Consider the following 14,708-nt stretch of genomic DNA (forward strand, 5'->3'; position numbering starts at 1 on the left):
AGGCCCGGGCCACGCGGACAGCGATTTCGCCACGGTTGGCGATGAGCACCTTGCGCACGATTGAGGCTCCCTCCTTGAAACAAGCCGAGTTTAGGGACTGCCGACACGACACTTCGACCCGTCCCCAGTGGTGAGCTTGCCCACACGGAGCGTGATGCCAGGCTCGCCGAACCCGCGAAATCCCTTGTCGCGCCACGGTACGCAGGTCTCTCCCGGAAAACCCTAGCTCGCCCCTGTGGTCAAGGTCTCTGTCATCACGTGCTGCGGGCCACTCGGTTTCTTTGTGGAATCCCTACGAATGGCCCAATGCATCTTTGCCATCTCCCGAACCCTTGTCCCGGGGTTTACCCGTTAGTAGCGTTCACGATGTCTCGAACGTACTTGGGGTAACGGGCGCAAGGCTCGGGCGGCAGTCGAAAGTGGGTGGGGGCCGGTGGTGCGCAGACCGGTGGCGTGGATCGTGGCGGTCGTGCTCTTCGTCGAGGCGTTCGGCATCGCGGCGCTGAACTGGTTCCTCGGGATCGTGGTCGACCGTCAGGACATGTCCTTGGCGGGCCTGGACCCGGACATGATGTCGATGTCCTCGAAGATCGGCGGCCTGGTCTTCGGCGCCTACTTCGCGCTCTGCGGCCTGGTCGCCCTGCTGGTGGCCATACGCAACCGTGCCCCGGCCGGGCTCGGGCGCATCCTGCTGATCAGCGCGGCCGTGGTGCACGGGCTGCTGGGCGCGCTCGTCTGGGGCCTGGTGGGCTGGACGGCGTTCCTGTTCATGGTCGTCGTGCTCGCCCTGATAGTGCTGCTGCTGATGACCTACGACGCCCCGGCCGCCCCCGAGGAGCCCGTCGACGCCACCCCGGGCGGCGACGGCGGTTCCGCGATCACCCCTCCGCCGGCGCCCACAACTCCGTGATGCCGATGCCCAGTTGGGCCAGCAGCCGGCGCACCAGCGGCAGGCTGATGCCGATCACATTGCCGTGGTCGCCGTCGATGCCGTCGATGAACGGGGCCGAGCGGCCGTCCAGGGTGAACGCCCCGGCGACGTAGAGGGGTTCGCCGGAGGCGACGTACGCGGCGATCTCGTCGTCGGTGGGCTCGCCGAAGCGGACGACCGTGGAGGCCGTGGCGGAGGCGTACCGGCCGCTGACCGTGTCGTAGACGCAGTGGCCGGTCTGGAGTGTGCCCGCGCGTCCCCGCATCGACTTCCAGCGGGCCGTGGCCTCCTCGGCGTCGGCCGGCTTGCCCAGGGCCTCGCCGTCCAGGTCGAGGACCGAGTCGCAGCCGATCACGATCGCGCCCTTGACCTCGGGCTTCGCCGCCACGACGGAGGCCTTCGCCTCGGCCAGGGCCAGGGCCAGCTCGGCGGGGGTGGGCGCGCTGACGGCGTCCTCGTCGACGCCGCTCACGATGACTTCGGGGGTCAGACCGGCCTGGCGCAGCAGATTGAGCCTGGCGGGGGACTTGGAGGCGAGCACGAGCCGGCGGCGGAGCTGATCAGTCATGCGGTCAGCGTAACGGCGCACCCGCCCCGTCTCACCTCAGCCCGAGCACGATCATCGTCAGCACCATGGCCACCGCCATGAGAACGCTCAGCCGCCGCAACATCTCCTGCGTGTCGCGCAGTTCCTTGGGCGGCTCGTTCTCGGGGTCGGACCACAGCATGCCTTCCATCGTCGGTCGGGGGGACGGGGCGGCGCCTGAGTACGCATACTCAACTTCCTTTCAAACGGTGCTACGGTTCCATTAACAGCTAAAGGGACTCTAGTCCCGTTTGAGGGGTGGGTCATGTTCACTGCTTCCTGGATCGCGTCGCCCCAGCAGCCCAGCGAGGGCTTCACGCCCAACTGGTCCCGCGAGGGCTTCTGGCGCCAGTCGCTGCGGCAGGTCGTCCGGCTGTCGGCGGGCGGCGGCCGGGTGCGGGTGCGGCTCTCCAACGCGTACGGCAGATCGCCGGTGCGGGTCGCGGGCGCGAGCGTGGGGCGCGCGGGCGGAGAGGCCGGTGTGGTGCCTGAGTCACTGGCGCGGCTCACCTTCGGGGGCTCGGAAGAGGCCGAGATGCCGGCGGGCGGCGAGGTCGTCAGCGATGACGTCCGACTCGCCGTCGTCGCCGGGGAGTCGGTCGCCGTCACCCTGTACTTCGACGCCGTCACCGGGCCCGCGACCTTTCACGCCCAGGCCTTCACGACCAGCTACCGGGGCGAGGGCGACCTGTCGGCGGAGGCGGGCGGTGCGGGCTTCGACGCCGCCACCACCGAGTCCTGGTACTTCCTGTCGGCGGTCGAGGTCGACGCCGGGCGCGCGGACGGCGTCGTGCTCTTCGGTGACTCGATCACGGACGGGTTCGGGTCGACGGTGGGGACGGACCGGCGGTGGTCGGATGCGCTCGCCGAGCGCACGGGGCGGCCGGTCCTCAATGCGGGGATCGGCGGGAATCTGCTGCTCAACGACTCCGCGTGGTACGGGGACGGGGGCGTCCGCCGGTTGCGCCGGGACGTCCTCGACCGGCCCGGCGTGGACACGCTCGTCGTGTCCCTGGGGGTGAACGACATCGGCTTCAGCGAGACCGACGAGCAGCCGACCTACAAACCGGCGCCGGTGGTGGAGGCGGAGGAACTCATCGCCGGGCACCGGGAGTTGATACGGCAGGGGAGGGCGGCGGGACTACGGGTGATCGGCTGCACGCTGCTGCCGTTCGGAGGGTCGGACCACTGGGGTGAGCGGGCGGCCAAGGTCGCGCACGAGCTGAACGAGTGGATCCGGTGCTCGGGGGAGTACGACGCGGTGGCGGACCTGGGCAGGGCCCTGGCCGACCCCGCGGACCCCGACCGTCTGCGCCCGTCGTACGACTTCGGCGATCACCTGCACCCGAACGATGCCGGGTACGAGGTGATGGCCGAAGTCGTGGCGGCGCTCCTCTGACTATCCGGGCCAGTAGGTGCGGGCCCATGACGTTGCCCCCGGCTGCGGCAGCCGTTGGCCCGCGATGCGGGACGGGTCCGCCCAGGAGTCGCGGGGGTGGGGCGCGCCGGGCGGGGTGGAGGCCGCCGCCGCGGCGCGGGCGCGGACCACCGCCAGTGCGGCGGCCAGCTCCTCCGGGGTGGGGTTGCCCCGTATGACTTTGATGTTCACCGCGGCTCCTTACAGGGGGATGTTGCCGTGCTTCTTCGGAGGCAGGGATTCCCGCTTGGTGCGCAGCTGACGCAGGCCCCGTACGACATGGCGGCGGGTCTCGGACGGCATGACCACCGCGTCGATGTAGCCGCGCTCGGCCGCGATGTAGGGGTTGAGGAGGGTGTCCTCGTACTCCTGGATCAGACGGGCGCGCACCGCCGCTGCTTCTTCGGCGTTCTCGCCGTTCGCCTCCGCCTCGGCGAGGGTGCGGCGGTGCAGGATGTTGACCGCGCCCTGGGCGCCCATGACGGCGATCTGGGCGGTGGGCCAGGCGAGGTTGATGTCGGCGCCGAGGTGCTTGGAGCCCATGACGTCGTAGGCGCCGCCGAAGGCCTTGCGGGTGATCACCGTGATGAGCGGGACCGTCGCCTCGGCGTAGGCGTAGATCAGCTTGGCGCCGCGGCGGATGATGCCGTCGTGCTCCTGGTCGACGCCCGGGAGGAAGCCGGGGACGTCCACGAAGGTGATCACCGGGACGTTGAAGGCGTCGCAGGTCCGCACGAAGCGCGCGGCCTTCTCGCTGGCGGCGATGTCGAGGCAGCCGGCGAACTGCATCGGCTGGTTGGCGACGATGCCGACCGGGCGGCCCTCGACCCGGCCGAAGCCGGTGAGGATGTTCGGCGCGAACAGCGGCTGCGTCTCGAAGAACTCGGCGTCGTCCAGGACATGCTCGATCACCGTGTGCATGTCGTACGGCTGGTTCGCGCTGTCCGGCACGATCGTGTCCAGCTCGCGGTCCTCGTCGCTGACCTCGAGGTCCGCCTCCTCCGGGAACGCCGGGGGCTCGGAGAGGTTGTTGGACGGCAGGTACGACAGCAGCTGCTTGACGTACTCGATGGCGTCCTTCTCGTCCCCGGCCATGTGATGGGCCACACCGGAGGCGGAGTTGTGGGTGCGGGCGCCGCCCAGCTCCTCGAAGCCGACGTCCTCGCCGGTGACCGTCTTGATGACGTCGGGCCCTGTGATGAACATGTGCGAGGTCTGGTCGACCATGACCGTGAAGTCGGTGATGGCGGGGGAGTAGACCGCGCCGCCCGCGCAGGGCCCGACGACCAGGCTGATCTGCGGGATGACCCCGGACGCGTGCGTGTTGCGGCGGAAGATCTCGCCGTACGCGCCCAGCGAGGCCACGCCCTCCTGGATACGGGCGCCGCCGGAGTCGTTGATGCCGATGACCGGGCAGCCGGTCTTCAGCGCGAAGTCCATCACCTTGACGATCTTCTGGCCGTAGACCTCGCCCAGCGCACCGCCGAAGACCGTGAAGTCCTGGGAGAAGACGGCGACGGGGCGGCCGTCGACCGTGCCGTATCCGGTGACGACACCGTCGCCGTAGGGGCGGTTCTTGTCGAGGCCGAAGTTGGTGGAGCGGTGCCGGGCGAACTCGTCGAGCTCGACGAAGGAACCCTCGTCCAGGAGCAGGTCGACCCGCTCACGGGCCGTCAACTTGCCTTTGGCGTGCTGCTTTTCGACGGCGCGTGCGGAGCCGGCGTGCGTCGCTTCGTCAATGCGGCGCTGGAGGTCCGCGAGCTTGCCCGCGGTGGTGTGGATGTCGATCTCTTCCGACTCGGACATCGGGATCGCGGCTCCCTGCCTGCTCAAAAGGGGGGACGGTTACTCATCCGTAGAGTAGTGGTGGCCCTACGAAACAGCAGTGCGGCGTTTCACACACCTAGGGTGGCTTGCATGACGCCGCGAGATGCATCAGACGACAGCCGCTGGTCCGATCTGGACCGCCCGCCGCTCAACGCCGCCGCGCTGCGGCGCGGGCTCGTCCGGGAGGGCGGGCTGTGGCGGGAGGTGGAGGTCGTGCAGCGCACCGGCTCCACCAACACCGACCTAGTGGACCTGGCCACCACGGGCAAGGCGGCCGAGGGCACCGTCCTGGTCGCCGAGGAGCAGACGGCCGGCCGCGGACGTCTGGACCGTGACTGGACGGCACCGGCCCGCTCCGGACTGTTCTTCTCCGTGCTGCTGAACCCGGCCGAGGTGCCCGTGCCCCGCTGGGGATGGCTCCCGCTGCTCACCGGCGTCGCCGTCGCGACAGGCCTCTCGCGGGCGGCCGGTGTCGACACGGCACTCAAGTGGCCGAACGACGTGCTGGTGACCATCGGCGGCGAGGAACGCAAGACCGGCGGCATCCTGGCCGAGCGGGCCGGGGAGGCCGGAGTGGTCATCGGCGTCGGCATCAACGTCAGCCTGCGCACGGACGAGCTCCCGGTGCCCCAGGCCGCCTCGCTGGCGCTGGCCGGCGCGGTGAGCACGGACCGGGATCCGCTGCTGCGGGGGATGCTGCGGTCACTGGAGGAGTGGTACGGGCGGTGGCGGGCCGCGGCGGGGGATCCGTTGGTCAGCGGGCTCCAGGAGACGTATGCGGCGGGGTGTGCGACGTTGGGGAAGAGGGTGCGGGCCGAACTCCCGGGCGACCGGGCGCTCACCGGGGAGGCGGTCGCCATCGACGGGGACGGACGGCTGGTGCTGGCGACGGAGGAGGGCGTACAGGAACCGGTGGGGGCGGGAGACATCGTGCACCTCCGGTCGGCATGAGGCCCAGATCCAGGCCGGGCAGGGCCTTCTCTTACGGAGTGCGCTGGCTCACACCTGCCGTAAAGTGAAGGCCGGTCGATTACTGACCGCGGCAGATCGGAAGGGCAGCAGGCGTGACCGTCGACGATTCGGGCTCCGGCACGGGCGCGGACGGCCGGGTGGACCCCCACGCCGCCGACCCCGCCGAGGATCCCCTCGCCCTGCGTCTGGAACAGCTCATCCTCGGCGCCGAGCGGCGCTACACCCCGTTTCAGGCGGCCCGCAGCGCCGGGGTCTCCATGGAACTGGCGTCCCGCTTCTGGCGGGCCATGGGCTTCGCCGACATCGGGCAGGCCAAGGCGCTGACCGAGGCCGACGTACTGGCGCTGCGGCGCCTCGCCGGTCTCGTCGAGGCGGGCCTGCTGAGCGAGGCCATGGCCGTACAGGTGGCGCGGTCCACCGGGCAGACCACGGCCCGGCTCGCCGAGTGGCAGATCGACTCCTTCCTGGAGGGCCTGACCGAGCCCCCCGAGCCCGGCATGACGCGCACCGAGGTCACGTACCCGATCATCGAGCTGCTCCTGCCCGAGCTGGAGGAGTTCCTCGTCTACGTCTGGCGCCGCCAGCTCGCCGCCTCGGCGGGCCGGGTCATCCAGGCCGCCGACGACGAGGAGATGGTCGACCGGAGGCTGGCCGTCGGCTTCGCCGACCTCGTCGGTTTCACACGGCTGACGCGTCGGATGGAGGAGGAGGAACTCGGCGAACTCGTCGAGGCCTTCGAGACCACGGCCGCCGACCTCGTGGCCGCGCGCGGCGGACGGCTGATCAAGACCCTCGGCGACGAGGTGCTGTACGCGGCCGACGACGCCGGGGTCGCCGCGGAGATCGCGCTCCGGCTCATCGAGACGATGGCGGGCGACGAGACGATGCCCGAACTGCGTGTCGGCATCGCGTTCGGCACGGTGACCACTCGTATGGGCGATGTGTTCGGTACGACCGTGAACCTCGCCTCCCGGCTGACGTCGATAGCCCCGCGTGACGCCGTCCTCGTCGACAGCGCGTTCGCGGAGGAACTCATCCGCACCGGCGAGGCACCGGCGTCGGAGGCGGAGGCGGCGGATGCCGCGGCCGCGGCGGAGAAGGAGGGGGAGGAGCCGCCGGAGTACCGGTTCGCGTTGCAGCCGATGTGGCAGCGGCCGGTGCGAGGCCTTGGGGTTGTGGAGCCTTGGCTGTTGACGCGGAGGACGTCCGCCGCGGGCGAGTGACCCGGCTCGTCAGTCGTCGGCGGTCACAGAGTCCACGCACAGGCCGATGACCGGGATGCAGACGGGGTCGTCGTCCGGCTGGGTCGGCCGGGGGCTGGGCGGGCTCGTCGTCCGGCCCGGTGGCGGTGTCTGCTGCGGTGCCTGGGGTGTTGTCGCCGGTGGGTGGGGCGCGGGGGTGTGCTTCTGGGGTGCGGTCGTCGGGGGAACCGGGGTGCCGGGTCGCGGTGTGGCCGTGGTGTGCCTGGTCGGTACGACGATCGTGCCCGATGTCGGTGTCGTGCCCAGGCCGCCCATGGCGGAGGTCGCCGACGGGTCCGGCCTCGGGGCGGTCGTCGGGACGGTGGCGGCGGCGTTCGTCGAGCGGTCCGCCTCCGTTTCCGCTCCCAGGTCCGGCGTGGGATCGGACTCCGGTGCGGCGAGGCCGGTGACCGTAGGGTCCGTCGTCTGACGGACCAGGCTCAGCGCGCCGGCCGCCAGGGCCAGGCCGCCCGCCGCGAGGACGACCTTGCGCGGGCGGGGCCTGCGGTGGCGGCCGCGTGCGCCGAAGAGGCGGGTCGTGGGGGCGTCGGGCGCCGACGGCTCCGTAGCCGAGTCCTCCCATGCCGAACCCCGTGCCCTCGGCCCGTCCGCCCTGACCCCCATCGCGACCCCTCCCCATACATGCGCGCCCCCAACGCGCAGTGGTCTCGGGCACGTTATGCGCGGCCGTGGGCGGTGGGGGCGGGGTTGGGCGGGATGTCACTCGAACGGGGTGTCGGGGCCGGTCCCGGGAACCGGTCGTGGTGGGCCTTTTCCCGGTGGGGTCCGGCTGCGATGATCGGGGCGAGAGTTGTTAACCCGCGTTAACCGGAGCCGGAGGGTGTCATGAGCGAGGAGCGGTACGGGGAGTTCGTGCTGGTGCGGCGGCAGGGCGAAGGGCATGTCGCGGAGCTCGTCCTCGACCGGCCCAAGGCCATGAACGCCGTGTCGACGGAGATGGCCCGTTCCATCGCGGGGGCGTGTGCGGCACTGGGTGCGGACCGTGACGTACGCGTGGTGGTGCTGACCTCTACGCATGAGCGGGCGTTCTGCGTCGGGGCGGATCTGAAGGAGCGGAACTCCTTCAGCGACGCGGATCTGCTGCGGCAGCGGCCGGTGGCGCGGGGGGCCTACACGGGCGTACTGGAGCTGCCGGTGCCGACGATCGCGGCGGTGCACGGCTTCGCGCTGGGCGGTGGCTTCGAGCTGGCGCTGTCGTGCGATGTGATCGTGGCCGACCGTACGGCCGTGGTGGGGCTGCCGGAGGTGTCGGTCGGGGTGATCCCGGGCGGTGGGGGTACGCAGCTGCTGCCCCGGCGGGTGGGGGCGGCCAGGGCGGCCGAGCTGATCTTCTCGGCGCGCCGGGTCGAGGCCGTCGAGGCGCGGGAGCTGGGGCTGGTGGACGAGCTGGTGGAGGCGGGCCGGGACCGGGAGGAGGCGCTGGCCCTGGGGGCCCGGATCGCCGCGAACTCGCCGGTGGGGCTGCGCAACGCGAAGAGGGCGTTGCGGCTGGGGCAGGGGCTGGAGCTGCGGGCCGGGCTGGAGGTCGAGGACGCGGCCTGGCGGGCCACGGCGTTCTCCGGGGACCGGGCGGAGGGTGTGGCGGCGTTCAATGAGCGGCGGAAGCCGGAGTGGCCGGGGGAGTGAGGGCTGTCCGGCTCTCGCTGCGGGCCGGTGACCTCCCCGTTCGCCACGACAACGTCCCAAATCGGGATGAAACTCCCTAACCTGGAGTGATGGGTGAGGACGGACGGCTCGCGGCCGTGGTGGCGCTGGCGCAGGGGATGGCGGCGGCGCACACCCCTCGTGAGTCCTGGCGGGCGGCGGCGCTGGGGGCGTGTCGGGCGCTCGCCGGGAGTTTTGCCGCGCTGTCGGTGTGGGAGCGGGAGCTCGGGCGGTTGCGGGTGCTGGTGAATGTGGGGGAGCGGACCCGGGGTGAGGAGGAGTTTCCTGGGGACGAGGCGTATCCGGTGCATCAGTTTCCGGAGATCACCGAGTTTCTGCATGAGCGGTGGGTGGCCGGGGGTGAGCCCAATGCCTGGGTGGAGACCGCCGAGGGGCCGGCCGCGGGGCATCCCGGGTACATCCATCAGCGGGTGGCCGCGCTACGGCGCCGTGGGCGGGGGTGCTGTGTCGTCGCGCCGGTCGTGCTGAACGGGCGGGCGTGGGGGGAGCTGTATGTCGCGCGGGCCGCGGGGGCGCCGGTCTTCGACCGGGGGGACGCCGACTTCGCGACCGTGCTGGCCTCCGTCGTGGCCGCGGGGCTGGCGCAGAGCGAGCGGCTTGAGGAGGCCCGGCGGCTGGCGTTCACCGATGCGCTGACCGGGCTGGCGAATCGGCGGGCCGTCGATGTGCGTCTTGAGGAGGCGATCGAGCGGCATCGGCGGGACGGGGTCGTCGTCAGTCTCGTGGTGTGTGACCTCAATGGGCTCAAGCGGGTCAACGACACCCGGGGGCATGCCGTCGGCGACCGGCTGCTGGAGCGGTTCGGGTCGGTGCTGTCGTTGTGCGGGGCGATGCTGCCGGGGGCGCTCTCGGCTCGGCTGGGCGGGGACGAGTTCTGTCTGCTGGTGGTGGGGTCCGCTGCCGACGATGTGGTGAAGGCGGCGGATGAACTGTGCCGTCGGGCGGGGGAGTTGGAGCTGGGGGAGGGGGTGGCGTGCGGGGTCGCGTCCACCGGGGACCCGATCGGGGCCGTGCGCTCCGCCCGGCGGTTGTTCCGGCTCGCGGACGCGGCCCAGTACCGGGCGAAGGCCATGCGGGCCGACCGGCCTGTCGTGGCGGGCCGGGAAGGGCCGGACGACCCTGTGGTGCGCCTCGCCGACGAGCCCTTCGGGGAGGGGGTGGCGGAGCGGCGACGGTTCCGGGGGCGGCCGACGTGACGGCACCCACTCGCGCTGTAAGGGGTGTACCGGTCATCCACTAGTGACATCTTCGTCTTCACTGCGTACGCTCCTGAATATGGATATGCACACTGTGGTGGTGGGGACGTCCGGGGTCACCGCGTCCGACGTTCTTGCTGTGGCGCGGGGTGGGGCCCGGGTCGAGCTGTCTGCCGAGGCTGTCGCGGCGCTCGCCGCCGCTCGGGGGATCGTGGATGCGCTGGCTGCCAAGCCTGATCCTGTCTATGGCGTGTCCACGGGGTTCGGTGCGCTGGCGAGCCGGCACATCAGTCAGGAGCTGCGGGCTCAGTTGCAGCGCAACATCGTTCGCTCGCACGCCGCCGGCATGGGGCCGCGGGTGGAGCGGGAAGTCGTACGGGCTCTGATGTTCCTGCGGCTGAAGACCGTCTGCTCGGGGCACACGGGCGTGCGGCCCGAGGTCGCTCAGACCATGGCCGATGTGCTCAACGCGGGGATCACGCCCGTCGTGCACGAGTACGGCTCTCTCGGGTGCTCCGGGGACCTCGCTCCGCTCTCGCACTGCGCGCTCGCGCTGATGGGCGAGGGGGACGCGGAAGGACCGGACGGGGTCGTGCGGCCCGCCGGGGAACTGCTCGCCGAGCACGGCATCGCGCCGGTCGAGCTGCGGGAGAAGGAGGGGCTCGCCCTCCTCAACGGCACCGACGGCATGCTCGGCATGCTGGTCATGGCCCTCGCCGATCTGGACGGCCTGTACAAGGCCGCCGACGTCACCGCCGCCCTCAGCCTCGAGGCGCTGCTCGGCACCGACAAGGTGCTCGCGCCCGAGCTGCACGCCATCCGGCCGCACCCCGGGCAGGGCGCCTCCGCCGCCAACATGCTGGCCGTGCTGAAGGGTTCGGGGCTGACCGGGCATCACCAGGACGACGCGCCGCGTGTGCAGGACGCGTACTCCGTGCGGTGTGCTCCGCAGGTCGCCGGGGCCGGGCGGGACACCATGGCGCATGCCCGGGTCGTGGCGGAGCGGGAGCTGGCCTCCGCCGTCGACAACCCTGTTGTGCTGCCTGACGGGCGTGTGGAGTCCAACGGCAACTTCCACGGGGCGCCCGTCGCCTACGTCCTCGACTTCCTCGCCATCGCCGTCGCCGACCTCGCCTCCATCGCCGAACGCCGCACCGACCGGCTGCTGGACAAGAACCGCAGCCATGGGCTGCCGCCGTTCCTCGCCGACGACCCCGGCGTCGACTCGGGGCTGATGATCGCCCAGTACACGCAGGCCGCCCTGGTGAGCGAGCTGAAGCGGCTCGCCGTGCCCGCCTCGGCCGACTCCATCCCCTCCTCGGCCATGCAGGAGGACCACGTCTCGATGGGCTGGTCCGCCGCCCGCAAGCTGCGTACCGCCGTCGACAACCTCACCCGGGTTCTCGCCGTCGAGCTGTACGCCGCCACGCGCGCCATAGAGCTCAGGGAGGGGCTCGCCCCGGCGCCCGCCTCGCAGGCCGTCATCGACGCCGTACGGGGTGCCGGTGTCCGGGGTGCGGGGCCCGACCGGTTCCTGGCGCCGGACCTCGCCGCGGCCGACGCGTTCGTGCGCGGCGGGGAGTTGGTCGCGGCGGCCGAGAAGGTCACCGGGCCGTTGCAGTGACGGGCGGAGGGCCCTGCCGTACGGACGGCAGGGCCCTCGCCGCTACTACTTCAGCTTGGCCGACTGTGCCTCGATGACCGCGGTCGGGACCGTGTAGTCCTTGCCGGTCATCAGGGCGCCCAGGTTCATCGTGTAGTACGTCGCCACCGTGTTGCCCTTACGGACGACCTCGGCGTGCACCTTGCCGGTGGCGCCGTCCTCCAGGTCCGACGTCAGGGCGAACGCCACCGACTCGTCGCCGGTGCCCGAGCCCTTCTCGGAGACGACCTCGGTGAACTTCGCCTGGTCGCTCTTCTGGCCCGCGCTGAAGCCGCCGGCGCAGTTCTCGATCGCCTCGGAGACGGACTTGACGGCCGCTTCCGCGCCGTCGCCGTCGTAGGACGACAGGCCCACGACCGTGACGTTCCTGCTCATCGACTCATTGAGCGCGTCCTCGATGTCGCCCTCGGACATGTCCTCCAGGGACTTGGAGGCGGCGTCGGTGGGCTTCTTCTCCTCCGTGGCCGACGTCCTGGCCTCGGTGGCCGCGTCGCCCGGGGCGAGGCCGCTGACGACGTAGACGAGCGGCTTGCACTTCTCGTCGCCGTTGATCTCGCTCTTGGCGGACGGGAGTTGCTTGGTCCCGGTCGCCGAGACCTCGTGCCCGTCGACATCGCCCTCGGCGATGATCTTCTTCTTCAACTCCGCGGCGCTGAGCGCCTTCGCGTCGGAACCGGCGGAGTCCCCGCCGCAACCCGTGACAAGGACGCACGTCAGCGCGCTCACAACAACCGTGGCGGCTACACGCACGCCCGATGATCTCTTCATGCGCGGACTATGAAGCCCCGGTGAAGAGGACGTCAAGTGATATCAAAAACCGAGACGTTCCCGGCGGACCGCATAGGTCACGAAGCCCGCGCCCAGCGCGAGGAAGGTGGTCCCGCCGATGATGTACGGCGTGGTGTCGAAGCTTCCCGTGTCGGCGAGCCGGGTGTCGGCCGCGGTGCCGCTGCCCGTATCGTCGGCCGCGGCCCGCGCCTGCTGGGTGACCTGCGTCGACGGGGTCGCCGAGGGCGTCGTTCCGCCCGGCTCGTCGCCGCCCGTCGCGTTCGCGGAGGGGACGAACCACAGGGCGCCCAACAGGGCCCCCGCGGCGGTGGCGGTCAGCAGCGATCGGCGTGCGGTGGACGACGATCGGTGAGCGGCGGACACGGAATATCGATCCCCTTGTGGTGCTGGCGAATTGGCCGTGTGGGGCGATGTTAGTGAAAGTCGCGGGTCACGGGAAAGTCACGGGAGAAATGCGCCGTACTCTCCGGGCATGAGTACTGAAGAAACATCACGTTTTGTGCGGCTTCGCGTGGAACTCGTTCTCGAAGTGGACGACGCGGACGCCGTCACCGGGGCCGCGCTGCGGCGTATCGCCGAGGACACCACCGTGCCGGTCGATGAACGAGTCCACGCCGAGAGTGCTGTGACGGAAGACACTGCGGAGGCCCTCGCCTATCTCGTCGATCCGTTCGACCTGGTCAGCGATGTGCCCGGGGTCGAACTCGCCCAGGCCTCCTGGTCCAGCGAGCGCATCGAGTACGACCCGGATTCGCCGGACTGGGACCTCGGCGAGGATGATGGTGAGGAGGACTTCGACGGCGAGGGGGCCGTACGGGCCGGCTGAGGCGTCTTGGGGAATTCGTGACCCCGGGCGGCAACCGCCGCCCGGGGTTTCGTCGTCTCATGACGCGCACTGACCGACATCCGTGCCATCAGCACCACCGGTACCACCAGCACCACTCGTCCCATCGGACGTGGTGTGCCCCACACCTCCTAGGGATGTGGAACGGGACGAACCGGTCGTAGCGTTGAAGATTCTTGACGGGGACTCTCGGGCGTTTTGGGGATTCGGGAAAGATGGAGAAGCGAGTGATGACGAACAGTAGGCGGCGCAAGGGCCTGACGGTCGCGTCCGCACTGCTCGGCGGTGTCCTGGTGCTCTCGGCCTGCTCCGGCGGCGACGACGCCTCCGCGAGCGACGGCGACACCTCGCAGGCCAAGGTCGACGAGGCGGCAGCCAAGAAGACCTCCGAGGCCCAGATCAAGATCACGCCCGAGGACGGCTCCGACAACGCCTCCATCAACAGCTCCGCCGTCACCGTGAGCAAGGGCTCGCTCACCGAGGTGACGATGACGACCGCCGACGGCGCCGCGGTCGAGGGCGCGATATCCGCCGACAAGACCAGCTGGAAGCCCAACGCCCAGCTGGAGCGCTCCACGACCTACAAGGTCGCCGTCACCGCGAAGGACTCCAAGGGCCTGGAGGCCCACGAGAACGGCACCTTCACCACCGTCTCCCCGAAGAACAGCTTCCTCGGCTACTTCACGCCGGAGGACGGCTCCACCGTCGGCGTCGGCATGCCGGTCTCGATCAACTTCGACAAGGCGATCAGCAACAAGGCGGCCGTCCAGAAGGGCATCACCGTCTCCAGCACCAGCGGCCAGGAAGTGGTCTGCCACTGGTTCAACGACACCCGCATGGACTGCCGGCCCGACGAGTACTGGAAGGAGGGCTCGACCGTCACCATGAAGATGGCCCTGGACGGCGTCGAGGGCTCCGACGGTGTCACCGGCGTCCAGGAGAAGACGGTCACCTTCAAGATCGGCCGCAACCAGGTGTCGTACGTCGACGCGAAGACCAAGCAGATGAAGGTCACGCAGGACGGCAAGACCGTCAAGACCATCCCGATCTCCGCCGGTTCCCCGGACAACAAGACCTACGAAGGCACCATGGTCATGTCCGAGAAGTTCACGGAGACGCGCATGAACGGCGCGACCGTGGGCTTCACCGACGACGACGGCAAGGGCGAGTACGACATCAAGGACGTGCCGCACGCCATCCGGCTGTCGACCTCCGGCACCTTCATCCACGGCAACTACTGGGGCGCCAAGTCCATCTTCGGCAGCGTGAACACCAGCCACGGCTGTGTGGGCCTGTCCGACACCAAGGGCGCCAAGGACAAGGGCACCGCGGGCTACTGGTTCTACAACAACTCCATCGTCGGTGACGTCGTGGTCGTCCAGAACACCGGTGACAAGACGATCGCGCCGGACAACGGCCTCAACGGCTGGAACATGGACTGGGCGCAGTGGAAGGCCGGTTCGGCCGTCTGACGCCTGTCTTCCGACCGATGCCGCTCCTGATACTCAGGGGCGGCATCGGTGTTTCCGGGGTGGTTCCCAGCCTTCTCATCCCCC

16 protein-coding genes are annotated in these 14,708 nt (G+C 70.4%); 9 read left to right on the forward strand and 7 right to left on the reverse strand.

Annotation, left to right across the window (positions count from 1 at the left end):
- Nucleotides 1-433 precede the first annotated feature (433 nt).
- The gene (locus tag IE325_RS09015; protein WP_190069251.1) at nt 434-910 is read left to right on the forward strand and encodes a hypothetical protein; all 477 of its coding nucleotides are present in this window, start codon (nt 434-436) and stop codon (nt 908-910) included.
- Here the strand turns inward: IE325_RS09015 and IE325_RS09020 are convergent.
- Nucleotides 879-1,499: a Maf family protein gene (locus tag IE325_RS09020; RefSeq protein WP_190069252.1), complete on the reverse strand. Its 621-nt coding sequence runs from the start codon at nt 1,497-1,499 to the stop codon at nt 879-881. The genes IE325_RS09015 and IE325_RS09020 overlap by 32 nt on opposite strands.
- Nucleotides 1,500-1,530: 31 nt before the next feature.
- Nucleotides 1,531-1,659, reverse strand: a complete 129-nt coding sequence (mmpB, locus tag IE325_RS46630; protein ID WP_268256339.1) for a morphogenic membrane protein MmpB — start codon at nt 1,657-1,659, stop codon at nt 1,531-1,533.
- A 123-nt stretch (nt 1,660-1,782) separates the two neighbouring features.
- On the opposite strand from mmpB, the gene IE325_RS09025 reads away from it, so the two are divergent.
- Nucleotides 1,783-2,916: an SGNH/GDSL hydrolase family protein gene (locus IE325_RS09025; RefSeq protein WP_190069253.1), complete on the forward strand. Its 1,134-nt coding sequence runs from the start codon at nt 1,783-1,785 to the stop codon at nt 2,914-2,916.
- On the opposite strand, the gene IE325_RS09030 is transcribed toward IE325_RS09025, so the two are convergent.
- Together IE325_RS09030 and IE325_RS09035 are read right to left on the reverse strand one after the other, a co-directional pair.
- Complete coding sequence (locus IE325_RS09030) at nt 2,917-3,126, reverse strand: acyl-CoA carboxylase epsilon subunit (protein ID WP_190069254.1); 210 nt, start codon at nt 3,124-3,126, stop codon at nt 2,917-2,919.
- 9 nt (nt 3,127-3,135) lie between these two features.
- Nucleotides 3,136-4,740, reverse strand: coding sequence for an acyl-CoA carboxylase subunit beta (locus IE325_RS09035; RefSeq protein ID WP_190069255.1), 1,605 nt, complete (start codon nt 4,738-4,740; stop codon nt 3,136-3,138).
- 111 nt (nt 4,741-4,851) lie between these two features.
- On the opposite strand from IE325_RS09035, the gene IE325_RS09040 reads away from it, so the two are divergent.
- The gene (locus IE325_RS09040; RefSeq protein ID WP_190069256.1) at nt 4,852-5,712 is read left to right on the forward strand and encodes a biotin--[acetyl-CoA-carboxylase] ligase; all 861 of its coding nucleotides are present in this window, start codon (nt 4,852-4,854) and stop codon (nt 5,710-5,712) included.
- A 113-nt stretch (nt 5,713-5,825) separates the two neighbouring features.
- Nucleotides 5,826-6,956 (forward strand): adenylate/guanylate cyclase domain-containing protein, encoded by a 1,131-nt coding sequence (locus IE325_RS09045; RefSeq protein WP_190069257.1) that lies wholly within the window; start codon nt 5,826-5,828, stop codon nt 6,954-6,956.
- A 9-nt stretch (nt 6,957-6,965) separates the two neighbouring features.
- On the opposite strand, the gene IE325_RS09050 is transcribed toward IE325_RS09045, so the two are convergent.
- A complete protein-coding gene (locus tag IE325_RS09050; protein WP_229911729.1) occupies nt 6,966-7,598 on the reverse strand; it encodes a hypothetical protein in 633 nt (210 codons plus the stop codon).
- Between the two features lie 222 nt (nt 7,599-7,820).
- Between IE325_RS09050 and IE325_RS09055 the strand changes: the two genes are divergently transcribed.
- The 3 genes from IE325_RS09055 to hutH all read left to right on the forward strand — a co-directional run bounded on the left by IE325_RS09055 (nt 7,821) and on the right by hutH (nt 11,480).
- Nucleotides 7,821-8,621, forward strand: a complete 801-nt coding sequence (locus tag IE325_RS09055; protein ID WP_190069258.1) for an enoyl-CoA hydratase/isomerase family protein — start codon at nt 7,821-7,823, stop codon at nt 8,619-8,621.
- An 89-nt stretch (nt 8,622-8,710) separates the two neighbouring features.
- On the forward strand, nt 8,711-9,856 hold the full coding sequence (locus tag IE325_RS09060; RefSeq protein WP_190069259.1) for a GGDEF domain-containing protein: 1,146 nt from the start codon (nt 8,711-8,713) through the stop codon (nt 9,854-9,856).
- Between the two features lie 85 nt (nt 9,857-9,941).
- Entirely contained in the window at nt 9,942-11,480 is a 1,539-nt protein-coding gene (gene hutH / locus IE325_RS09065) for a histidine ammonia-lyase (protein WP_190069786.1), read from the forward strand.
- Between the two features lie 45 nt (nt 11,481-11,525).
- Here hutH and IE325_RS09070 read toward each other — a convergent pair whose 3' ends face one another.
- Together IE325_RS09070 and IE325_RS09075 are read right to left on the reverse strand one after the other, a co-directional pair.
- The gene (locus IE325_RS09070; protein WP_190069260.1) at nt 11,526-12,287 is read right to left on the reverse strand and encodes a hypothetical protein; all 762 of its coding nucleotides are present in this window, start codon (nt 12,285-12,287) and stop codon (nt 11,526-11,528) included.
- Between the two features lie 42 nt (nt 12,288-12,329).
- Nucleotides 12,330-12,671, reverse strand: coding sequence for a hypothetical protein (locus IE325_RS09075; protein ID WP_190069261.1), 342 nt, complete (start codon nt 12,669-12,671; stop codon nt 12,330-12,332).
- 109 nt (nt 12,672-12,780) lie between these two features.
- On the opposite strand from IE325_RS09075, the gene IE325_RS09080 reads away from it, so the two are divergent.
- Together IE325_RS09080 and IE325_RS09085 are read left to right on the forward strand one after the other, a co-directional pair.
- On the forward strand, nt 12,781-13,134 hold the full coding sequence (locus IE325_RS09080) for a hypothetical protein (RefSeq protein WP_190069262.1): 354 nt from the start codon (nt 12,781-12,783) through the stop codon (nt 13,132-13,134).
- A 248-nt stretch (nt 13,135-13,382) separates the two neighbouring features.
- Entirely contained in the window at nt 13,383-14,624 is a 1,242-nt protein-coding gene (locus tag IE325_RS09085; RefSeq protein ID WP_229911730.1) for a L,D-transpeptidase, read from the forward strand.
- The last annotated feature ends 84 nt before the right edge of the window (nt 14,625-14,708 follow it).

The sequence above is a fragment of the Streptomyces lanatus genome (assembly GCF_014655715.1).
GTDB classification, from domain to species: Bacteria; Actinomycetota; Actinomycetes; order Streptomycetales; family Streptomycetaceae; genus Streptomyces; species Streptomyces lanatus.

Bases quoted from the DNA above. Each gene is read 5' to 3' on its own strand.
- IE325_RS09050 (WP_229911729.1), bottom strand. From the start codon at position 7,598: ATGGGGGTCAGGGCGGACGGGCCGAGGGCACGGGGTTCGGCATGGGAG.
- hutH (WP_190069786.1), top strand. From the start codon at position 9,942: ATGCACACTGTGGTGGTGGGGACGTCCGGGGTCACCGCGTCCGACGTT.
- IE325_RS09060 (WP_190069259.1), top strand. From the start codon at position 8,711: ATGGGTGAGGACGGACGGCTCGCGGCCGTGGTGGCGCTGGCGCAGGGG.
- IE325_RS09025 (WP_190069253.1), top strand. From the start codon at position 1,783: ATGTTCACTGCTTCCTGGATCGCGTCGCCCCAGCAGCCCAGCGAGGGC.
- IE325_RS09085 (WP_229911730.1), top strand. From the start codon at position 13,383: ATGACGAACAGTAGGCGGCGCAAGGGCCTGACGGTCGCGTCCGCACTG.
- mmpB (WP_268256339.1), bottom strand. From the start codon at position 1,659: ATGCTGTGGTCCGACCCCGAGAACGAGCCGCCCAAGGAACTGCGCGAC.
- IE325_RS09070 (WP_190069260.1), bottom strand. From the start codon at position 12,287: ATGAAGAGATCATCGGGCGTGCGTGTAGCCGCCACGGTTGTTGTGAGC.
- IE325_RS09035 (WP_190069255.1), bottom strand. From the start codon at position 4,740: ATGTCCGAGTCGGAAGAGATCGACATCCACACCACCGCGGGCAAGCTC.
- IE325_RS09020 (WP_190069252.1), bottom strand. From the start codon at position 1,499: ATGACTGATCAGCTCCGCCGCCGGCTCGTGCTCGCCTCCAAGTCCCCC.
- IE325_RS09040 (WP_190069256.1), top strand. From the start codon at position 4,852: ATGACGCCGCGAGATGCATCAGACGACAGCCGCTGGTCCGATCTGGAC.
- IE325_RS09080 (WP_190069262.1), top strand. From the start codon at position 12,781: ATGAGTACTGAAGAAACATCACGTTTTGTGCGGCTTCGCGTGGAACTC.
- IE325_RS09055 (WP_190069258.1), top strand. From the start codon at position 7,821: ATGAGCGAGGAGCGGTACGGGGAGTTCGTGCTGGTGCGGCGGCAGGGC.